Raw genomic sequence first — 19,939 nt, forward strand, 5'->3', positions numbered from 1 at the left:
TCATTGGCGGAGATGAACGCAGTCACTATGCGCGTGTCTGTTTCTACGGCCGGCGGTTATGGGTCCCGGCCTTCGCCGGGACGACTCGGGGAGAGAATAGCGGCCACCTCCTGCGCCGTCGGCATCGACGGCGCGGCGCCCATCCGTTGCACGCAAATCGAGGCGGCAATGTTGGCGTAGGCCAGGGCGTCGCCGAGCGGCTTGCCGATGGCGAGCTGCGAGGCGAGGGCGCCGACGAAGCAATCGCCGGCGCCTGTGGTGTCGACGGCCTTGACCTCGCGTCCAGGCACGAGCAGCGGTTGGTCCTCGACCAGCGCCAGCACGCCGCGCTTGCCGAGCGTGACGCAGACGGTCTTGCCACGCCCCAGGGTCAGTGCCGCCTCGGCGAAGCGGGATGGGTCGTCGCTGTCGCGCAGCTCCGCTCCGGTGAGCAGGCCAAGCTCGGTCTCGTTGAGGATCAGGACATCGACGAGATCGAGCAGCGCCTTGTCGGCCGGTTTGGCCGGTGCCGGATTGAGGATCGTGGTGGCGCCGGCGGCGTGGGCGCGGCTGAAAAATGCGGCGATCGTCGGCAGCGGAATCTCGAACTGGCTGACCGCGACGTCACCCTTCGCAAGCACGGGTGCTGCGACATCATCGGCATCGACCAGTCCGTTGGCGCCCGGCACGACGACGATCGTGTTGTCGGCATTGGCAAGCGTGATGATCGCTGTGCCCGAATGGATGCCGCCGGTGTCCTTGACGAAGCTGAGATCGACACCTTGCGCGGCAAGGAAGGCTCGAAGCTCCCTCCCGAACGCATCGGTGCCGAGCCGGCCGACCAGTGTCGTCGGCACGCCCTGCTTGGCCGAGGATACCGCCTGGTTGGCGCCCTTGCCGCCGGGAAAATACAGCACGGCCTCGCCGGCGACGGTCTCGCCGACCTTCGGATGGCGCTCGGCGGTCGCCACCACGTCCATATTGATGCTGCCGGCGACGAAGACGCGCCCCATGCCCAATCCCACTCCGTCCTGTCAGACCGCGGCGCCAAATTCCTGCTTGACCGCGGCGATGTCGGCGAGCGTCGGCAGGCCGGCCTCGTTGCCGAGCTTCTGGATCTTGTAGGTCGACGCTGCGCGCGCGAACTCGAAATGCTCACGCCAGGCTTTGCCGGGATTGGCGAGATAGGAATAGATGTAGGCGCCGTGGAAGACATCGCCGGCGCCGTTGGTGTCGATCACGCGCTTGCGCGGAATCGGCAGTGCCGGCAGCGTTTGCACCGTGCCCGCCTCGTCGTACCAGAGCAGGCCGCGCTCACCCATGGTGATGCCGCCGACCCGGCAGCCGCGGCTCTTGAGATAGTCGAGCATCTGCTCCGGCGTCTTGTCCATCTGCTCGCACAGCCGTTCGGCGACGATCGCGACGTCGATGAAGGCAAGCAGCTCGTGGGTGTTGGTGCGCAGGCCGCCGCCGTCGAGCGAGGTCAGGATGCCGTCCTCACGGCACAGCTTCGCGTAATGGATCGCGGCGTCCGGCTGGTGGCCGTCGATGTGCAGCGCGCGGCAGCCCTTGATGTTCAGCAGCGGAAAGGGATGGATGTGCTGGTCGTCGCGGCAGCGGACGATGGCGCGCTTGCCGTCGTTGGGCATGATGAAGGACAGCGAGGAGGAGTTCACCTTGCGGGGATGGAACGAGATGCCGTACCTGTCGGCCATGTCCCAAAACATCCGTCCCAGCCAGTCATTGGCCATGGTGGCGATCAGGTCCGGCTCGACGCCGAGCTTGGCGCAGCAGAACGCCGCGGTCACCGCGTTGCCGCCGAACGACACGGCATAGGCGTCTGCAACGTGCTTCTCGTCGCCGACAGGCATGTGATCCGTGATGAAGGTGACGTCGATATAGGTCTGTCCAATGAAGAGAGCCTGCATTCGCTTCCCGTGATCGCTTGGTGTGGTCCCGGCCGACGATCAGACTAGCACCGCTGATCGGCCGATATCGCTGAAATTATTCGCAACCCTGCTTGGTTTACAGGTAGAGATGATGGATGTGCCGGCCTGTTCTGGTATGCGGCATAACGGCCGGTGGCAGGCCGCGGTTCCGGGATTCGTAAGGAGAAGCACAATGACGGCAGATTCGGGGAGGCCAAAGCCATGATCACCGGTCTCGATCATGTCGTCGTCCTCACCGGCGACATTGCTGCCGCCAGCGCCGCCTACGAGACGCTGTTCGCGCGGGCGCCGGCCTGGCGCAACAGCGGCGACGGCGCCGACCGCGTGCTGTTCACGCTCGACAACACGACGCTGGAATTGATGGCGCCGCGCGGCGATGACGATGCCGCCCAGCGCGTCCGCAGCGCGCTCGTCACGCAAGGCGAGGGGCTCGCGAGCCTCTGCTTCCGCACCAGCGATATCGCCAGGACACACCGCAGGCTCGAGCGGCTGACCCTGAAGCCCGAGCCCGTCGCCGAGGTCGAGAGCCGCGACGAGACCAGCGGCGCCACGCTGTCGTGGAAGCGGACGCGCGCGGCGACCGACGCGACACGCGGCGTGCGCATGTTCTTCCTGGAGCGGGAGCAGGAGCGGCCTCTGTCGGTGCGCACCACGCCGGCCTCGATCACCGCGATGGATCATGTGGTGGTCTCGACCGCCGACCCGGAACGAGCGGCCGCACTTTATGGCGCGCGGCTCGGGCTCGACATGGCGCTCGACCGGTCGCATCCCGAGTGGGGCCGGCTGATGTTCTTCCGCTGCGGTGATCTCGTGGTCGAGGTCACGCACCGGCCGGGCAAGGAAAACACCAAGGCGGAGACGGACGCGCCGGACCGGCTGCGCGGCATCTGCTGGCGCGTCGCCGATATCGAGGCCACCCGCGCGCGGCTAGTTGCCGCCGGCGTCGACGTCTCGGAGATTCGCACCGGCCGCAAGCCCGGCACGCGCGTGATGGCGGTGCGCAACGGCACGTGCGGCGTGCCGACGCTTCTGGTGCAGCCCTCACAGGGAAAGCCAGACTAGGCCGTGGTTCATGCGCGCGTTGTCACGACAGCGTGCACCGCGGGCAGATGAGTCTTATTCGTCATTCCGGGGCTCGCGAAGCGAGAGCCCGGAATCCATTCATCACCGGTACATGCGGGTCGATGGATTCCGGGTTCGTGCTGCGCACGCCCCGGAATGACAGAGATACTTGTCGCAGCTGCGAGAAATATTCCCGCATGGCTGTCACGACAACATTCGTTCTCAAACGCCGCGCGTCATGCTACATTCATTAATCCAGCATCACGGGCGATCGATTTGGCCAAAGCAAAGCGGATACAGAGATGGCAGCGTGACCCCCAGGGGATGCGGATGCGGATTCTCGAGGCGGCCAAGCAGGAATTCGCCGCCCATGGCCTCGCCGGCGCGCGGGTCGACCGCATCGCGGCCAATGCCGACGCCAACAAGCGCATGCTGTACTACCACGTCGGCAATAAGGAGGATCTCTATCTCGAGGTGCTGGAAGGCGCCTACGAGAAGATCCGCGCCGAGGAGCGCACGCTCGACCTCGAGCATCTCGACCCGCCCGAGGCGATCGGGCGCCTGATCGACTTCACGTGGAACTATTTTCTGCGCAATCCCGAGTTCCTGGCGCTGCTGAACACGGAAAACCTCGCCAAGGCAAAGCACCTGAAGCGCTCGACCAAGGTCAAGTCGATGCACTCGCCCTTTGTCGAGATGATCCGCACCGTGGTAACGCGCGGGGTCGAGAGCGGCGATTTCCGCGACGCGGTCGATCCGGTGCAGCTCTATATCTCGATCGCCGGGCTGGCGTTCTTCTATCTCTCCAACAGCGCCACGCTGAGCGTGATCTTCGGCCGCGACCTGCTCAAGAAGGACGCCCGCGACCAGCGCCTCGAGCACATGACTGCGCTGGTGCTGGCGGCGCTGACCGGCAAGTCCACCGCCGCGTTTGGCAGCGCGATGCCGCCGCGGCGCGCGGCGGAACACCGGGTGGTGTGAACGCCGGTGGCCCGCACGCGCGGTCGTTCCGGAAAAGCGATGGCCCGTAGCCCGGATGAAGCGAAGCGCAATCCGGGAAACTGTATCCGCGGATCATGCGGCCCCGGATTTCGCTGCGCCGCATCCGGGCTACGCATCGTTCGTCCATAAAAATCTCGCCTGACGAAAGTAGGGGATTTTGGCGCGATTTTGCCACGTGTGAGGGGCTGGACAGTATTTATCCAACGGGTTAATTTCTGGACGAACAACAGAGACTGCAAGGGAGCGTGACGTGGCGGAGGCAAAGAGCCCTTCGGGCGTGTCGAAGGTGCTGAATGCGGCGTGGGTGCGTCCGTTCCTGTTCCTGGTGGTCATCGTGGTGGCTTGGGACCTCGCGATCCGCCTGTTCCACATCCCGGCCTATCAGATCCCGTCGCCCGGCGACGTCGTCGCGGTGCTGTGGAGCGACTGGCCGGAGCTGCTGCGGCAGTCCTGGCCGACCACCTATGCGACGATCTGCGGTTTCCTGCTCTCGGCGCTGTTCGGCATTCCCACAGCGATGCTGATCGCGGGCTCGAAGACGGTCGAGAGCTACGTCTATCCGCTCTTGGTGTTCTCCCAATCGGTGCCGAAGATCGCGATCGCGCCGCTGTTCGTGGTGTGGTTCGGCTTCGGCATCATCCCCAAGGTGATTTCCGCGTTCCTGCTCGGCTTCTTCCCCGTCGTGGTCTCGGCGGTGCAGGGCTTCAAGTCGGTCGATCCCGACATGGTCGACCTCGCACGCGCGATGCAGGGCAGCCGCTTCAAGGTGTTCTGCGCGGTCAACCTGCCGCACGCGATGCCCGCGATCTTCTCCGGCTTGAAGGTCTCCGTGACGCTCGCCGTGGTCGGCGCGGTGGTCGGCGAGTTCGTCGGCTCCAATTCCGGCATCGGCTATGTGATGCAGCGCTCGATCGGCTCCTTCGACCTGCCGACGATGTTCGCCGCGCTGGTGATCCTGGCGCTGCTCGGCGTCATCCTGTTCTGGATCGTCGACCGCATCGAGCGGCTGGTGATCCCCTGGCACGTCAGCCAGCGCGACGACATCATCTTCGCTTCCTAGGATTTGTGCACAGAAACAACAGCAAGCGTCATTGCGAGGAGCGATAGCGACGAAGCAATCCATTTCTCCACTTGCTGCACGATGGATTACTTCGCGGAGCCTGTCATCCGGCGGCGCTTCGCGCCGACCGGGTGGCTCGCAATGACGAAAAAGAACAACGGGAGGATTATCTGATGCGATTGCTCACTGCCGTTATTGCCGCGCTGGCCTGGACCGCGCTTGCGGTGGCTCCTGCGTCTGCGGCCGACAAGGTCGTGCTGATGCTGAACTGGTACGTCTATGGCGAGCACGCGCCGTTCTATTACGGCAAGGCCAAGGGCATCTATGCCGCAGAAGGCATCGACCTCGAGATCCAGGAAGGCCGCGGCTCGGCCGCGACCACGCAGGCGGTGGCGGCCAAGACCGCCGATTTCGGCTATGTCGACGTGCCCACGATGATGCGCGCCGCGGTGAAGGGCGCGCCGGTCATCGCCACCGGCGTGCTGCTGCAGACCAGCCCGATGTCGGCGATGGGCTTCGTCGACAAGAACATCAGGAAGCCGGACGACATCAAGGGCAAGACGGTCGCGATCACCCCGGCGGATTCGATGACGCAGATCTGGCCGCTGTTCCTGAAGAAGACCGGCCTCAAGGAAAGCGACTTCCAGACCGTCGCCGGCGACGGCCAGACCAAGCTCAACGCCGTCATTAACGGCCAGGCCGATCTGCTGCTCGGCTACGTCATGGACCAGTCGATGAAGATCAAGGACGCCACCGGCAAAGACGTCTATCCGATCAAGTTCGCCGACTACGGCATCAACATGGTTTCGTCGGGCATCATCGCGAACTCCGACTACGTGAAGGCCAATGCCGACCTGGTCCGCCGCTTCATGTCGGCGACCACCAAGGCGGTGGAAGCTGCGGAGAAACAGCCGAAGGCGGCCGCGCAGTCGATCCTCGACGCCAACCCGAAGGGCGGCAAGATCGACACGCTGACGCAGGGTTTTGAGCTGACGATCCCGCTCTATCGCACACCCGAAACCAAGGCCAAGCGACCGTTCCAGGTCACCGATCAGAACATGACGGAGTCGGTCAATCTGATGGTCGAATATGGCGGCCTCGACGCCAAGGCCAAGGCCAATCCGAAGGCGTTCTACACCAACGACTATCTGCCGAAGGGCGATTCGTGAGCCACAAATATCCCCTGTCGTCCCTGCGCAAGCAGGGACCCATAACCACCAACCTTAATTGTCACGGAAGGTCTCAGCCCGTGTGCCCGAACGAGAGGGCACGGCGTAAGGATCCCTGCTTTCGCAGAGGCGACGGGTGGAGAGGATTGCGATGAATCCTGCGACCAAACCAGCCGAAGTCAACCAGCCCGCCGCGCATCTGCGCCTGGTGTCCGACCGCGCCGCCGGCGCCACGCCAGGCATCAAGCTGTCCGGCGTGTCGAAGACCTACCGGTCGCGCGATGGCGACGTGCCGTCGCTGCGGCCGCTCGACTTCACCATCAATGACGGCGAGTTCTTTGTCGTGGTCGGGCCCTCCGGCTGCGGCAAGTCCACGCTGCTCAAGATGATCTCGGGCCTGCTGCCGCCGACGACCGGCGAGGTGCTGGTCGACGGCGAGCCGGTGACCAGGCCGCACGGCAATGTCGGCATCGTGTTCCAGAACGCGCTGCTGCTGCCGTGGCGCAACATCCTGTCCAACGTGATGCTGCCGATCGACATGAAGCAGCTGCCGCGGGACAAATATCTCGCCCGCGCCAAGGCGCTGTTGAAGCTGGTCGGGCTCGAGGGTTTCGAGAAGAAGCTGCCCTGGCAACTGTCCGGCGGCATGCAGCAGCGCGCCTCGATCTGCCGCGCGCTGGTGCATGATCCCAAGATCATGCTGATGGACGAGCCGTTCGGCGCGCTCGACGCCATGACGCGCGAGCGGATGAATGTCGAGCTGATGCGGATCCAGCGCGAGACCGGCAAGACGGTGCTGCTGATCACGCACTCGATCCCGGAAGCCGTGTTCCTCGCTGACCGCGTGCTCGTCATGACCGAGCGTCCCGGCGCGATCGCCGCGATCTACGACGTGCCGATGCCACGGCCGCGCTCGCTGGAGACGATGTCCGATCCCGTCTTCACCGAGCTGGTGCAACGGATCCGGAAACATTTCTTCACGCAGGGGTCGCTGGACTAACACCCGAGCCTTCAATGCCGCTTCGCCTCAAAGTCAACGCTATCGCCTTCTTTGAACGACCGCTGGTGTTCGCCCGGCCGTTCCGTTTCGGCGCGGTGACGATCACCGCGTCGACGCAGCTGTTCGTGCGGGTCGAGATCGAGGTGGAGGGCAAGGGCCGGGCGACCGGCGCCAGCGCCGAGATGCTGGCGCCAAAATGGTTCGACAAGCGGCCGCATCTGACGGAGGCGCAGTCGCTCGACGGCCTGCGCCGCTCGCTTGCGGTTGCACGCGAGCTCTATCTGACGAACCGGACTTTTGAGACCGCGTTCGCCTTGCACACCGCGTGCATCGGTCCGCAGGTCGCGACCTGCGCTGCGCAGGACATTCCGCCACTCGCAGCGAGCTTCGGCCCGGCCGAGATCGACAAGGCGATCCTGGATGCGCTGCTGCGCGTGGCCGGCGCGAATTTCTTTGACGGCATGACCGGCAATATCGCCGGCATCGACGCGCGGCTGACGCCGGATCTCGACGATGCGGCCATCGCGCGGTTCCTCTCAACACGCAAGCGGATCGACCGTGTCGCCGTCCGGCATACCGTCGGGATGGACGATAAGGTTGAAGGCGAGGGCGGTGTCGCCGACGCAGGCGAGAATGCCGGTGCGCGCTATTTCAAGCTCAAGCTGAACGGCGATCCCGCCCATGACGCGGCGCGGCTGGCGCGGATCGGCAGCGAGCTCGCAAGGCTGCCTTACGCCACCAAGGTCACGCTCGACGCCAACGAGCAATATGCTGACCTTGCCGCACTGAGCGCGCTGGTCGACCGGCTCGACCACGACGCGGCGCTTGAACCGATCGCGGCAAACCTGCTCTACATCGAGCAGCCGATGCCGCGCGATATCACCAAGGCTTCGCCGCTCGAGGGACTGGCCGCGCGCAACTTCATCATCGACGAGGCCGACGATTGCTACGATGCATTCCCGCAGGCGCGGGCGCTCGGCTATCGCGGCATCTCCTCGAAATCGTGCAAGGGCATCTACAAGTCGATCATCAATGCGACGCGTGCGGCAGCATGGAGCGCGGATAGCCGGTATTTCATCAGCGGCGAGGACCTGACCTGCCAGGCCGGGCTCGGCGTGCAGCAGGATCTCGCGCTCGGGGCACTGATCGGCGTCACCCATGCCGAGCGCAACGGGCATCATTACGTCGACGGCTTTGCCGAAACCCCGGCCGACGAGGCCGACGCCTTCCTCATCGCGCATCCCGATCTCTACACGCGCGCCGGCGGCAAGGTCCGCCTCGCGATCCATGACGGCGATCTGCTGACAGGGTCGATCGCCGCCGCACCGGGCTTTGCCAGTTCGATCCATCCGGACTGGTCCACCATGCAGCCGCTCAGGCGGCCCACACCACGCGTTTCGTAGGAGCAGACAGCATGACGACCAAACGCCTCGGCCTGATCATGAACGGCATTACCGGCCGGATGGGTCTCAACCAGCATCTGATCCGCTCGATCGTTGCAATCCGCGAGCAGGGCGGCGTACAGCTCGGGAACGGCGACCGCATCATGCCCGATCCGATCCTGGTCGGCCGCGACGCCGAGAAGGTCGCTAGCCTGGCCAGGCGCTTCAACATCGAGCGGCACACCACCGATCTCGATCGCGCGCTGGCCGACAAAGGCGACACCGTGTTCTTCGACGCCGCCACCACGCAGGCGCGGCCCTCGCTGCTGACCAAGGCGATCAACGCCGGCAAGCATGTCTATTGCGAGAAGCCGATCGCGACCAATCTCGAAGAAGCCGTTGCAGTCGTGAAGCTCGCCAATGCCAAGGGGCTCAAGCACGGCACGGTGCAGGACAAGCTGTTCCTGCCCGGCCTGAAGAAGCTCGCCTTCCTGCGCGACTCCGGCTTCTTCGGCCGCATGCTCTCGGTGCGCGGCGAGTTCGGGTATTGGGTGTTCGAGGGCGGCTGGCAGGAGGCACAACGGCCGTCCTGGAACTACCGCGCCGAGGATGGCGGCGGCATCATTCTGGATATGGTCTGCCACTGGCGCTACGTGCTCGACAACCTGTTCGGCGAGGTCGAGAGCGTGGTCTGCATCGGGACGACCGATATCCCCGAACGCTATGACGAGAGGGGCAACCAGTACCAGGCGACGGCCGACGATTCCGCTTACGCCACCTTCAAGCTGAAGGGCGGCGTGATCGCGCATATCAACATGAGCTGGGTGACGCGGGTTTACCGTGACGATCTTGTCACCTTCCAGGTCGACGGCACCCACGGCTCGGCGGTGGCGGGCCTGACCGACTGCGTGATCCAGGCGCGACAGGCGACGCCTCGGCCGGTGTGGAATCCGGACGAGAAGCGGCTGCATGATTTCTACGCCGACTGGCAGAAGCTCCCTGAGAACGTCGTCTACGACAACGGCTTCAAGGAGCAGTGGGAGATGTTCATCCGCCATGTCTGCGAGGATGTGCCCTACAAATACACCCTGCTCGAGGGCGCCAAGGGCGTGCAGCTCGCCGAATGTGCGCTGAAGAGCTGGAAGGAACGGCGCTGGATCGACGTTGCCCCGATATCAGTCTGAGAGAGGACGTTGTCATGAACAAGCCGATCTTGCCGATGTCATCGTTGTCGCTGAAGCTGCCGACCGCCGATGGCGGCCTCGAGACCTATCGCGTGGCGGCGTCGCGGACTTTTCCGGCGAAGCTTGAGGGCACGCTCAATCGTATCGCGTTCTCTGCCGCCCATGTGGTCGCCGATCCGCGCGCCGACGTCGATCCCTGGCTGACGGCCGCGATCGACTGGGACAAGACGATCGCGTTCCGCGAACACGTCTGGGACCTCCGCCTTGGTGTGGCCGAGGCGATGGACACCGCGCAGCGCGGCATGGGCCTCGATTGGGCGACCTCGCTCGAACTGATCCAGCGCTCGGTCAAGGCAGCCAAAGCCAAGGGAAACGCGCTGGTGTTCTCGGGCGCCGGCACCGATCATCTTGCGGCGGAAGACGCGAAGTCGATCGATGACGTGATCCGCGCCTATGAGGAGCAGATCGAAGCTGTGGAGAAGGCCGGCGGCCGCATCATCCTGATGGCCTCGCGCGCGCTGGCAAAGCTCGGCAGGAATGCGGACGACTACGCGAAGGTCTATGACCGCGTGCTGTCGCAAGTCCGTGAGCCCGTGATCATCCACTGGCTCGGCGACATGTTCGATCCGGCTCTGTCAGGCTACTGGGGCACGGCCGATCTCGACCAGGCAATGGATACGGCGGTTGCGATCATCAACGCCAATGCCGCCAAGGTGGATGGCGTCAAGGTTTCGCTGCTCGACAAGCAGCGCGAGATCGACATGCGGCGGCGACTCGATCCGCGCGTGAAAATGTACACCGGCGACGACTTCAACTATGCGGAGCTGATCGCCGGCGACGCCAAGGGCTTCTCCCACGCGCTGCTCGGCATCTTCGATGCGATTGCGCCAGCCGCGTCCTACGCGCTGTCGCGGCTGGCCGTCGGTGACGAGGCCGGCTTCCACGACGTGCTGGGACCAACCGTTCCGCTGTCGCGCCACATCTTCAAGGCGCCGACGCGCTTCTACAAGACCGGCATCGTGTTCATGGCGTACCTCAACGGTCATCAGGATCACTTCACGATGGTCGGTGGACAGGAGAGCGCGCGTTCGACCCTGCATCTCGCCGAGCTGTTCCGGCTCGCCGACCAGGCGGGGCTGCTCGCCAATCCGGAGCTCGCGACGCGCCGGATGGCGGCGATCATGGCGACGCGAGGCATCGACGGCTGATGCGTGACTTCTCCGAGGACCACCGCTGGCTGTCGCTGAACACGGCGACGGTCCGCAAGCAGGGCGATCTCATCGCCATCATCGAGGCCTGCGCGCGCCACGGCATCCGGGCTATCGATCCATGGCGCGACCAGGTCGCTGGCGTCGGGCTCGATCGCGCGGTGCGCGCGGTGAAGGACGCCGGGCTCGATCTGTCAGGCTATTGCCGCGGCGGCATGTTCACGGCTGACAGCGCGCATCGCAGCGAGGCGCGCGACGACAACCGCCGCGCGATCGACGAGGCGGCCGCGCTCGGCGCCTCCTGCATCGTGCTCGTGGCAGGCGGTCTGCCGCAATATTCGCGGCCGGGCAGCGCTGCATCCAAGGATATCGCGGCGTCGCGTAACCAGGTGCATGACGGCATCGCCGAGATGCTGGAGTATGCAAAACAGGCAAAGCTGCCGCTCGCGATCGAACCGCTGCATCCGGCCTATGCCGCCGACCGCGCCTGTGTGAATACCACGAAACATGCGCTCGACATCTGCGATGCGCTCGATCCTAGCCGCACCGGCGCGATCGGCGTCGCGCTCGACGTCTATCACATCTGGTGGGATCCCGAACTCAAGAGCCAGATCGCGCGCGCCGGCAAGGACCGGCTGCTCGCGTTCCACGTCTGCGACTGGCTGGTGCCGACGAAAGACATCCTCAACGATCGCGGCATGATGGGCGACGGCGTCATCGACATCAGATCGGTGCGCGCAATGGTCGAAGCGGAGGGCTTTGCCGGCTATTCGGAGATCGAGATCTTCTCGAATGACTGGTGGAGCCGGCCCTTGGACGACGTGCTGCGGACCTGCATCGAGCGGCATCGGACGGTGGTCTGACCCAACGACCGGTTCGGTGGACAAGGCGAGGCGTGCCGGTTATTCCGAATGCTGTGGTGTGAACGGCACTGGCGGCCGTTGAACTCCGCGGTCCGGACCTTCGGAGCACGACATGCGTTTGAGCGATTGCCACAATTTCCATGACTTCCGCGAACTGGCAAGGCGCCGACTTCCGGGGCCGATCTTCGACTACATCGACGGTGGAGCGGACGATGAGGCGACGCTTCGGCAGAACACCGCGAGCTTCGAGCGTTGCGATCTGGTGCCCAATGTCCTGCGCGGTGTGGAGAACGTCGATCTCTCGGTCACCGTGATGGGCCAGAAGCTGGCAACGCCGTTCTATTGTTCGCCGACCGCGCTGCAGCGTCTGTTTCATCATGAGGGCGAACGGGCCGTCGCCGCTGCGGCGGCGAAATACGGAACGATGTTCGGCGTGTCCTCGCTCGGGACCGTGAGTCTGGAGGAATTGCGCAAGGCTTACGCTACGCCGCAGGTCTATCAGTTCTATTTCCACCGGGATCGAGGCCTGAACACGGCGATGATGCAGCGCGCCAAGCAGGCCGGCGTCAACGTGATGATGTTGACTGTCGACAGCATCACCGGGGGCAACCGCGAGCGCGACCTGCGGACCGGGTTTTCGATTCCGTTCAGGCTCACGCTCGGCGGCATGCTGCAATTCGCCATCAAGCCTGCCTGGGCCATCAACTACGTCACGCATGAGAGCTTCAAGCTGCCGCAGCTCGACGAGCATGTCGATATGAGCGGCGGTGCGATGTCGATCGGGCGCTATTTCACGGAAATGCTCGATCCGGCCATGACATGGGACGACGTCGCGCAAATGGTCCGGCAGTGGAACGGCCAGTTCTGCCTGAAGGGCGTCATGTCGGTTGACGATGCGAAGCGCGCGGTTGAGATCGGCTGCACCGGCATCATCCTGTCCAACCATGGCGGCCGGCAGCTCGATGGCTCGCGGGCGGCGTTCGATCAACTGGCCGAGATCGTCGATGCCGTGGGCGACCGGATCGACGTGATGATGGACGGCGGCATCAAGCGGGGCAGCCATGTCTTGAAGGCGCTGTCGCTCGGCGCGAAGGCCGTCGGCCTAGGACGCTTCTATCTCTATCCGCTGGCGTCGGCCGGCCAGGCCGGAGTCGAGCGGGCGCTTGGTCTGCTGCAGGCGGAGCTGGTGCGGGACATGCGGCTGATGGGGTGTTCCTCGATCAGCCAGCTCTCCCGCGCAAACTTGCGGTTCAGATAGCCGCCCGATCGCTCAGAGGTCCTGCGTCAACGCGGCGCCGATCTGCTCCAGTGCCCAATCGATCTGATTGCGTGTGGGTTATCGGCCCGCCCGGCTTAAAGGATGCCACGCACCAAATTGGGTCGATCCTGTCAGCGCCGCTGCGCTCTAGGAATCCTGATCGCTGTGCGTGATCTCCAGCGTCACGAGCCGCGCCAGCAGGGTTGCGGGATAGAGCTGGCCGAAGATCGCCTCGAGATTGCATAGGCTGCGTGCGATCGGATGCAGCGGAGCGACGTCGCCGTAGCCCGTGGTCGTCAGCGTCATGAAGCTGAAATAAATCAGCTCGTTCGCCAGCGCGGGGCTGTCCTCCATCTTCATCCCGGAAAAGGCCTTCGGCAGCAGCGTGCCGATGAAGGTGTAGAGTGCCGAGAAGATCACGGCAACGGAGAGATAGAGCAAGACGGCGCCGACCACGCGGTGATAGGTCACGCGGCCCGGCGCAAATGTCGCACGAGCCACCGTCACGGCCAGGGTGATGCCGACGATCAGCCACGAGCCCGCGAACAGATTGAGGTCGAGGATCGAGGGCGAGCGCAGCCGCAAGATCCCGCCCGTGACGATCATGGCGAGTGCAACCAGCATCGCGGTGACCGCAATTGCGCTGCCCGACATCAGGAATACGCCGCCGACCAGGAACAGCGCGAGAAACAGCTCGAAGATCTGGAATTCGAACAGGCCGAGCGCCTGCAGGGGTGCCACCACGAACATCATCACAAGGATCAGGATGGTGAGCACGGTCAGCAAGGAATCGCCCCAGCGCTCGCGCAGCTCGCCAGTCCTCATCCAACCGCGCTTCATTCCCGCCCCGTCATTCGGCATCGCATCAGCATGCTGGTGCCAGACATTGCTGCGCGGCGGCCGCAAAGGCAAGATGGAGGACCGACATCCGGCGCGCCCGGCGATCCAGATCGCCGGACGGCCGTCTCAGGGGCTCGCGACTTGCTGCAGGGTGTTGAAGCGAGCTTTCTGCTCGCTGCTCAGCATGGCATAGAACTTGTCCAGTGCAGGCTCGATCAACTTCGCGGCCTTCTGCATGGCCTCGAGCCGGTGCTGCATCGCCTCCAGGCGGCCGACTGGCGTCAGCGGCACGTCGTTCGGGCAGGCTGCCTGCAGGTCCGCTATGGCTGTTTTGGTCGCATCGCTCAGGCGGTCGAGCGCTTCCTTCTGCTTGCCCGCCGGATGAAGCGAGGCCTCGATCCTGTTGATCGGCAGCTGGGCCAAGTCGGATTTCGAATCGCCGCAATTCGCGGATTGCGCGGTCGTTTGCTGTTGCGGCGAACGCTCGCCGACATGTGGACCGAGCGCATTGAAGCGGGCCTGTTGCTCGTCGCTGAGCGAGCTGTAGAAATTCTCCAGGGCCGGCCGCACGATCCTGATCGCCTCGAGCGTCGCGCTGATGCGATTTTGCATCGACCGCAAGCGGCCGGTTGGCGTCATGGCATAGCTGTCCGCGCAGGAATCCTTGAAGATATCGGCTGCCTTCGCCGCTGATGTCTTCAACTCGTCGAGGAGCGCGCGCTGCTGCTGGCTCGGCCGTACCGCCCGCGTGATGTCGGCAAGTGGCCAGGCTGTGACGCCCTTGTCCGGCTCTCCGCATAACTGCTTGATTGCCTGCGGACTCGTATCGGCGCGTTGACGGGACCGATCGCGGCCTGCGGTGGCCGGATAGTCGCCAGGGTTGATGCTGGCATAGGCGGAGTAGGGACTGTTGGTGTCCCAGAACACGGTGTCCACGAAGTCGTCATAGGCGTAGGCCCAATAGCCGGGCTCGTAGGCATAGGACCAGAACGTGTAGTCAAAGATGTCCGAATAGGCGTAAGGCAGGAACACCGGGCCAAGCCACGCCACGAACGCCGCGCGGTGGCCGTGTCGCCAGGCATTCCGGGGCGCCCAGCCGCCTTGACGCACCGCAAGCGCCGCCTGGCTTTGCGCACCTGCCTGGTCGCGGAAGCGTGCGGCAAATCGCTCGCGCTGGGCCGCCTGCGTCGCGGCCGTGGTCGCGGCGGCCGCCCCAACCGTTGTTGCGGCGGCCCCAACCGTTGTTGCCGGCGCCAATCGCTGCTGACGGGCAACGTCCGCCTGTTGCGCACGCTGCTCGCGCTGTAAAAGGCGGCTCTGCGCCTGCAGCGCACGGTCATGGACGCGTTGCGCGCGTGCGCCTTCGACCTTTTGCGACTGCAATTGCTGCACGCGTTGCTGCAGACGATCGATCCGGGTCTGCCGCTCCGCGGTCTGGTGCGAGAGCGCATCACGCTGCCGCTGCTGCGCCGCCTGCTGGCGTTGCTGGATCAATTGCTGATGCTGCTGGGCGCGCTGTTGAAATCGCTCCGTCGGTGACGGTCGCTCGCTCAAGCGCGACGGTGAGCTCGCGCGTGATGGCGCGGCAATATGCGGAGCCTGACGCTGCAGCGGGGCCCCACGACGGAATTCGGGTCGATGCGTTGCGATCCGCGGCGCAGCGATATGGGGGGCTTGGCGCACCGACGGGGCGGCGAAATGCGGTGCCGGGCGCGGCGCCATCGCCGGTCGCTGCGGGGCATGGAACGCGGGTGCTGCCGGCCGTGCCATCGCGGGTGGCCGAGCCATTGCAGGCGGTCTCGCCATTGCGGGCGGGGCGGCGTGGACCATCGGCGCGGGACGCGCCATTGCTGGTGGCGCGGCTGGACGTGCGCCGCCGGGCGGTCCACCCTTGTGTGGCTGGGCGGCAGCGCCGCTCGCCGCCAGCATCGAGGCACCAACCAAAAGCACAGCAAAACAAATACCGCGGGGAGGCATGAGCATGGCTCTCTGTCCATCCCTGCCCACAAGGCTTCAACGCGCAGGCGTCGAAATCGTTCTTGTTGGCCGCGGCCGGCGCTGCGGTCTTCCGACGCAGGGAACCGTCAGGAGACATCCTGCGTGAGGACAGACGCGATCCGCTCCAACGCCCAGTCGACCTGATCGGCCGTGATCACCAGCGGCGGGGCGATGCGAATGGTGTGCTCGTGGGTGTCCTTGGCGAGGATGCCACGCGCCTGCAGCGCCGAGCAGTAGCGGCGGGCACCGCCGGCTTCCGGGTGTAATTCGATCGCCAGCATCAGCCCGCGCCCGCGCACCTCGCGGATTACGTTGGCGCGGATGTCCTGCAATCCGGCGAGAAAGCGCGCGCCCTGTTGTGCCGCGTTCTCGATCATCCCTTCCTCGACGAGCACGCGCAGCGCTGCGCGTGCCACCGCACATGCAAGCGGGTTGCCGCCGAAGGTCGAGCCGTGCTGGCCCGGCCGCAGCGTGCCGAGCACGGCGTTGTTGGAGAGCACCGCCGACACCGGATAGAAGCCGCCCGACAGCGCCTTGCCGAGCAGCGTCACGTCGGCCTCTATGCCCTCGTGCTGCTCGGCGAGCAGCTTGCCGGTGCGGCCGAGTCCGGTCTGGATCTCGTCGAGCACGAGCATCACGTTGCGCGCCGTGCACAGCTCGCGCACGCGGGCGAAATAGCCGGGCGGGGGAATGATGACGCCCGCCTCGCCCTGGACCGGCTCGACCAGGAAAGCCGCGGTGTTCGCCGTGATCGCCTGCTCGAGCGCCGCGGCATCGCCGAACGGGATGATTTTGAAGCCCGGCGCGAACGGGCCGAAATGGTCGCGGGATCCGGGGTCGGTCGAGAAGCCGACGATGCCGAGCGTGCGTCCGTGAAAATTATTTGCGCAGACGATGATCTCGGCCTGCCCGTCCGGCACGCCCTTGACCTCATAGGCCCATTTGCGCACCGACTTGATCGCGCTCTCCACCGCTTCGGCACCGCTGTTCATCGGCAGCACCTTGTGCGAGCCGGTCAGCTCCGCGAGCTCGCGATAGAAGGGGGCGAGCTGGTCGTTGTGGAAGGCACGCGAGGTCAGCGTCAGCCGATGCGCCTGCTCGATCATTGCTGCCAGGATCTTCGGATGACAGTGGCCCTGGCTCACAGCCGAATAGGCGGAGAGACAGTCGAGGTACCGGTTGCCATCGGTGTCCCAGACCCAGACGCCTTCGCCGCGGGACAGCACCACCCCGATCGGCTCGTAATTGTGGGTGCCGAACTGCGCTTCGGTTGCGAGGAAATCAGTGACCGATGCATTCATCATGCGTCACTCCCGCTGCAGCGCACGAGAGCTTACATCAATCCGTGCCTGCAGTTGATTTGGGTATCAGTTCCTCCACAGGGAAGTGGACTTGCCAACCAAATTCGCAGGGGACAATTCATGCGCTGATGCTGCACGGCACGCTGAGGAAGCCGCGGAAGCGCACCCGGCCGCCGCGGACCGGGGCGCCGTCGAGCGCGTAGTTCGGGAAGCGCGCCAGGAAGCGCGAGATCGCGATGGCGCCTTCGAGGCGCGCCAGCGCCATGCCCGCGCATTGATGCGCGCCGGTGCCGAAGGCGAGGTGGCGGTTCGGCGTGCGTGCGACGTCGAAGCCTTCAGGGTTGGGGAACTGCGCGGGGTCGCGGTTGGCCGCGCCGATGCATAAAGTGACCAGCGTGCCGGCCGGCATCTTGATGCCGCCGAGCTCGGTCTCTTCCACGATCATCCGGTTGCCGAGCTGGTTCGAACTCTCGTAGCGCAGCATCTCCTCGACCGCGATCTTGATCAGCTCGGGCTGCGCGATCAGCCGCTGCTTCTCCTCGGGATATTGGGTGAGCGTCACCAGCCCGTTGCCGATCAGATTGGTCGTGGTCTCGTGGCCGGCATTGAGCAGGAAGATGCAATTGTGCAGCAATTCCTTCGCGGTCAGCCGCTCGCCATTGTCCTCGCCCTGGATCAATCGCGTCAGCACGTCGCGCTCGGGATTGCCCGGCTTGGCGCGACGCCTTTCGACCAGGGTTTCGAGATAGGCGAGGAAATCCTTCACTGCATCGTTGCCGCGGTCGAACGCGTCCTTGCCGATCACGGGCTCCAGCGCGCCCAAAATCGCCAGCGACCAGTCGCGCAGCGGCTCGCGCTCGTCGTGCGGCACGTCGAGCAAATTGCCGATCACCTGGACCGGGATTGCGGAAGCAAAGTCGCCGATCAGCTCGAAGCGGTCTTTCGTGGCGATCCGGTCGAGCAGGCTGTCGACGAGCGCAATCAGGTCCGGCTCCATGCCGGCAATCGCCCGCGGCGACAATGCGCCCATGATCAACCGCCGCACGCGGGTGTGCGCCGGCGGGTCGTTGAAGACGAGGCTGGTCGTGTGGTGCTCGTAGAGCAGCGAGTTGCCGTATTTTGGCAAGAACTCCTTCTTCTTGTCGGAGGAGAACGTCTTGGTGTTCTTGTAGGCGGCGATCAGGTCGTCGTAGCGGGTGAGAAAATAGCAGCCGTTCGGCAGCCGCTTGACCGGCGCGTGCTCGCGCAGCGCGCGATAGGTCGGGTAGGGATCCGCGTAGAAGTCAGCCGTCAGCTTTTCCAGGTCGAAGCCGTCAGCCAGCTCTCGCGCGTGCCCGTTCATGGCGATCCAGCCCAATTGGTTTCATTTGCAACTATCGTAAGCCGCGCGCGGCGGCCACGCAACAGAATTTGCGTACCGGGAATAGCGCGGCGCACGCCGCACGATGCGAGTAAATCGCAGAGCCATATGCGCTATTGCGCTTTGATGAAGCGCGCGTGCCCCTCTACAGTCGCGGCCAAACAACAGAGACCGGAAACGCCGATGCATGCCCGAGCCGAGTCCGCGGCCTCCTGGCCCGAGGAGATTTTCTCGATCTTGCAGCGCTTCGAGGTGCGTCAGGTGCCTTACGTGCCGGACGCCGGGCATTCCGAGCTGATCGAGCGCGTGCTGGGATCGTCCTCGATGCGCGGCATTGCGCTGACCACCGAGGAGGAAGGCGTGGCGCTGCTCGCTGGCGCCTGGGCCGGCGGCCAGCGCGGCGTGCTGCTGATGCAGTCGAGCGGCGTCGGCAATTGCATCAACATGCTGTCGCTGGTGCAGATCTTCCGCTTGCCGTTCCTTACGCTGGTGACGATGCGCGGCGAATGGGGCGAGTTCAATCCCTGGCAGGTGCCGATGGGCTCGAACACCCAAGGCATTCTCGAATTGGCAGGGATCAAGGTGCTGCGCGCCTCGCATCCGGACGAGGTGCGCGAAGTCGTCGAAGCCGGCGCGGCGCAAGCCTACAACGCCTGCACGCCAACCGCCGTGCTGCTGTCGCAGCGCCTAATCGGGGCAAAGGTCTTCACCAAATGAGCAAAGCCAATCTCCTCGACCGCCGCGCCGTGGTTGCCGAACTGCTGAGGGATCGCAAGGGCGCCTTCGCCATCGGCGGCCTTGGCGCCTCGACCTATGACATCGCCGCCGCCGGCGACCACGACCGCAATTTCTATCTCTGGGGCGGCATGGGCGGCGCGGTGATGATCGGGCTCGGCCTCGCGCTGGCCCAGCCGACCCTGCCGGTCGTCGTGATCACCGGCGATGGCGAAATGCTGATGGGGATCGGGAGCCTCGCGACCGTCGCGCTGCAGCAGCCGAAAAACCTCTCGATCATCGTTCTCGACAACGAGGCCTATGGCGAGACCGGCGGCCAGGCCAGCCATACCGGCGGCCCCGCCGACCTCGTCGGTGTTGCCAAAGCCTGCGGAATCGGAGATAGCCGCTCGATCAGCACGATGGCTGAGGTCGAGGCTTTTGCTTCGTCTTTGCAAGATGTTGCGGCGGGACCACGGTTCGCCAGCGCGAAGATCGACGGGGCCAATCTGGAACGCGTGCTGTCGAGCCGCGACGGCACCTACATCGTCAACCGCATCAGAGGGTCGATCGGACACACTCCGATATAAAGTGACTTTCGCGGTGCAAT

At 64.9% G+C, this 19,939-nt stretch carries 19 protein-coding genes; 13 read left to right on the forward strand and 6 right to left on the reverse strand.

Features of this window, described 5'->3' with window-relative positions; translation table 11 throughout:
• Positions 1–56: 56 nt before the first annotated feature.
• The gene (locus JQ573_RS06130) at positions 57–992 is read right to left on the reverse strand and encodes a ribokinase (RefSeq protein WP_212311256.1); all 936 of its coding nucleotides are present in this window, start codon (positions 990–992) and stop codon (positions 57–59) included.
• A 21-nt stretch (positions 993–1,013) separates the two neighbouring features.
• Positions 1,014–1,907 carry a sugar kinase gene (locus tag JQ573_RS06135; RefSeq protein WP_212311255.1) on the reverse strand — a complete coding sequence of 298 codons (894 nt, stop codon included), beginning with the start codon at positions 1,905–1,907 and terminating at the stop codon, positions 1,014–1,016.
• Positions 1,908–2,129: 222 nt separating this feature from the next.
• On the opposite strand from JQ573_RS06135, the gene JQ573_RS06140 reads away from it, so the two are divergent.
• The 10 genes from JQ573_RS06140 (at position 2,130) to JQ573_RS06185 (ending at position 13,116) form a co-directional block, all read left to right on the forward strand.
• Positions 2,130–2,990 (forward strand): VOC family protein, encoded by an 861-nt coding sequence (locus JQ573_RS06140; protein ID WP_212311254.1) that lies wholly within the window; start codon positions 2,130–2,132, stop codon positions 2,988–2,990.
• 330 nt (positions 2,991–3,320) lie between these two features.
• On the forward strand, positions 3,321–3,971 hold the full coding sequence (locus JQ573_RS06145) for a TetR/AcrR family transcriptional regulator (protein ID WP_249131234.1): 651 nt from the start codon (positions 3,321–3,323) through the stop codon (positions 3,969–3,971).
• Positions 3,972–4,242: 271 nt separating this feature from the next.
• Positions 4,243–5,052 carry an ABC transporter permease gene (locus JQ573_RS06150; protein WP_212311252.1) on the forward strand — a complete coding sequence of 270 codons (810 nt, stop codon included), beginning with the start codon at positions 4,243–4,245 and terminating at the stop codon, positions 5,050–5,052.
• Positions 5,053–5,225: 173 nt separating this feature from the next.
• Complete coding sequence (locus JQ573_RS06155) at positions 5,226–6,221, forward strand: ABC transporter substrate-binding protein (protein ID WP_212311251.1); 996 nt, start codon at positions 5,226–5,228, stop codon at positions 6,219–6,221.
• Positions 6,222–6,372: 151 nt separating this feature from the next.
• On the forward strand, positions 6,373–7,221 hold the full coding sequence (locus tag JQ573_RS06160; RefSeq protein WP_212311250.1) for an ABC transporter ATP-binding protein: 849 nt from the start codon (positions 6,373–6,375) through the stop codon (positions 7,219–7,221).
• A 14-nt stretch (positions 7,222–7,235) separates the two neighbouring features.
• Positions 7,236–8,624 carry a hypothetical protein gene (locus tag JQ573_RS06165; protein WP_212311249.1) on the forward strand — a complete coding sequence of 463 codons (1,389 nt, stop codon included), beginning with the start codon at positions 7,236–7,238 and terminating at the stop codon, positions 8,622–8,624.
• A gap of 11 nt (positions 8,625–8,635) precedes the next feature.
• Positions 8,636–9,787 (forward strand): Gfo/Idh/MocA family protein, encoded by a 1,152-nt coding sequence (locus JQ573_RS06170; RefSeq protein WP_212311248.1) that lies wholly within the window; start codon positions 8,636–8,638, stop codon positions 9,785–9,787.
• 14 nt (positions 9,788–9,801) lie between these two features.
• Positions 9,802–10,995 carry a dihydrodipicolinate synthase family protein gene (locus JQ573_RS06175; RefSeq protein ID WP_212311247.1) on the forward strand — a complete coding sequence of 398 codons (1,194 nt, stop codon included), beginning with the start codon at positions 9,802–9,804 and terminating at the stop codon, positions 10,993–10,995.
• Positions 10,995–11,858 carry a sugar phosphate isomerase/epimerase gene (locus tag JQ573_RS06180; RefSeq protein ID WP_212311246.1) on the forward strand — a complete coding sequence of 288 codons (864 nt, stop codon included), beginning with the start codon at positions 10,995–10,997 and terminating at the stop codon, positions 11,856–11,858. The genes JQ573_RS06175 and JQ573_RS06180 overlap by 1 nt, the downstream gene beginning before the upstream one ends.
• Before the next feature lie 112 nt (positions 11,859–11,970).
• Positions 11,971–13,116 carry an alpha-hydroxy acid oxidase gene (locus JQ573_RS06185; RefSeq protein WP_212311245.1) on the forward strand — a complete coding sequence of 382 codons (1,146 nt, stop codon included), beginning with the start codon at positions 11,971–11,973 and terminating at the stop codon, positions 13,114–13,116.
• Between the two features lie 147 nt (positions 13,117–13,263).
• Here the strand turns inward: JQ573_RS06185 and JQ573_RS06190 are convergent, their stop codons facing one another.
• Entirely contained in the window at positions 13,264–13,941 is a 678-nt protein-coding gene (locus JQ573_RS06190; protein WP_249131235.1) for a potassium channel family protein, read from the reverse strand.
• 141 nt (positions 13,942–14,082) lie between these two features.
• A complete protein-coding gene (locus JQ573_RS06195) occupies positions 14,083–15,348 on the reverse strand; it encodes a Spy/CpxP family protein refolding chaperone (protein WP_312011373.1) in 1,266 nt (421 codons plus the stop codon).
• Here JQ573_RS06195 and JQ573_RS40080 point away from each other — a divergent pair.
• Entirely contained in the window at positions 15,340–15,495 is a 156-nt protein-coding gene (locus tag JQ573_RS40080; protein ID WP_249131236.1) for a hypothetical protein, read from the forward strand. The genes JQ573_RS06195 and JQ573_RS40080 overlap by 9 nt on opposite strands.
• A gap of 545 nt (positions 15,496–16,040) precedes the next feature.
• Here JQ573_RS40080 and rocD read toward each other — a convergent pair.
• Both rocD and JQ573_RS06205 read right to left on the reverse strand, forming a co-directional pair.
• Positions 16,041–17,255, reverse strand: a complete 1,215-nt coding sequence (gene rocD / locus JQ573_RS06200) for an ornithine--oxo-acid transaminase (RefSeq protein WP_212311688.1) — start codon at positions 17,253–17,255, stop codon at positions 16,041–16,043.
• A gap of 118 nt (positions 17,256–17,373) precedes the next feature.
• Positions 17,374–18,597: a cytochrome P450 gene (locus JQ573_RS06205; RefSeq protein WP_212311243.1), complete on the reverse strand. Its 1,224-nt coding sequence runs from the start codon at positions 18,595–18,597 to the stop codon at positions 17,374–17,376.
• Between the two features lie 201 nt (positions 18,598–18,798).
• Between JQ573_RS06205 and JQ573_RS06210 the strand changes: the two genes are divergently transcribed.
• Together JQ573_RS06210 and JQ573_RS06215 are read left to right on the forward strand one after the other, a co-directional pair.
• A complete protein-coding gene (locus tag JQ573_RS06210; RefSeq protein ID WP_212311242.1) occupies positions 18,799–19,332 on the forward strand; it encodes a thiamine pyrophosphate-binding protein in 534 nt (177 codons plus the stop codon).
• On the forward strand, positions 19,329–19,919 hold the full coding sequence (locus JQ573_RS06215; RefSeq protein WP_212311241.1) for a thiamine pyrophosphate-dependent enzyme: 591 nt from the start codon (positions 19,329–19,331) through the stop codon (positions 19,917–19,919). Before JQ573_RS06210 ends, JQ573_RS06215 begins: the two co-directional genes overlap by 4 nt.
• Positions 19,920–19,939 lie beyond the last annotated feature (20 nt).

It is taken from the genome of Bradyrhizobium sp. AUGA SZCCT0105 (genome assembly GCF_018129565.1).
Classification (GTDB): domain Bacteria; phylum Pseudomonadota; class Alphaproteobacteria; order Rhizobiales; family Xanthobacteraceae; genus Bradyrhizobium.

Bases quoted from the DNA above. Each gene is read 5' to 3' on its own strand.
- JQ573_RS06130 (WP_212311256.1), bottom strand. From the start codon at position 992: ATGGGGCGCGTCTTCGTCGCCGGCAGCATCAATATGGACGTGGTGGCG.
- JQ573_RS06135 (WP_212311255.1), bottom strand. From the start codon at position 1,907: ATGCAGGCTCTCTTCATTGGACAGACCTATATCGACGTCACCTTCATC.
- JQ573_RS06140 (WP_212311254.1), top strand. From the start codon at position 2,130: ATGATCACCGGTCTCGATCATGTCGTCGTCCTCACCGGCGACATTGCT.
- JQ573_RS06145 (WP_249131234.1), top strand. From the start codon at position 3,321: ATGCGGATTCTCGAGGCGGCCAAGCAGGAATTCGCCGCCCATGGCCTC.
- JQ573_RS06155 (WP_212311251.1), top strand. From the start codon at position 5,226: ATGCGATTGCTCACTGCCGTTATTGCCGCGCTGGCCTGGACCGCGCTT.
- JQ573_RS06160 (WP_212311250.1), top strand. From the start codon at position 6,373: ATGAATCCTGCGACCAAACCAGCCGAAGTCAACCAGCCCGCCGCGCAT.
- JQ573_RS06165 (WP_212311249.1), top strand. From the start codon at position 7,236: ATGCCGCTTCGCCTCAAAGTCAACGCTATCGCCTTCTTTGAACGACCG.
- JQ573_RS06170 (WP_212311248.1), top strand. From the start codon at position 8,636: ATGACGACCAAACGCCTCGGCCTGATCATGAACGGCATTACCGGCCGG.
- JQ573_RS06175 (WP_212311247.1), top strand. From the start codon at position 9,802: ATGAACAAGCCGATCTTGCCGATGTCATCGTTGTCGCTGAAGCTGCCG.
- JQ573_RS06180 (WP_212311246.1), top strand. From the start codon at position 10,995: ATGCGTGACTTCTCCGAGGACCACCGCTGGCTGTCGCTGAACACGGCG.
- JQ573_RS06185 (WP_212311245.1), top strand. From the start codon at position 11,971: ATGCGTTTGAGCGATTGCCACAATTTCCATGACTTCCGCGAACTGGCA.
- JQ573_RS06190 (WP_249131235.1), bottom strand. From the start codon at position 13,941: ATGAGGACTGGCGAGCTGCGCGAGCGCTGGGGCGATTCCTTGCTGACC.
- rocD (WP_212311688.1), bottom strand. From the start codon at position 17,255: ATGAATGCATCGGTCACTGATTTCCTCGCAACCGAAGCGCAGTTCGGC.
- JQ573_RS06205 (WP_212311243.1), bottom strand. From the start codon at position 18,597: ATGAACGGGCACGCGCGAGAGCTGGCTGACGGCTTCGACCTGGAAAAG.
- JQ573_RS06210 (WP_212311242.1), top strand. From the start codon at position 18,799: ATGCATGCCCGAGCCGAGTCCGCGGCCTCCTGGCCCGAGGAGATTTTC.
- JQ573_RS06215 (WP_212311241.1), top strand. From the start codon at position 19,329: ATGAGCAAAGCCAATCTCCTCGACCGCCGCGCCGTGGTTGCCGAACTG.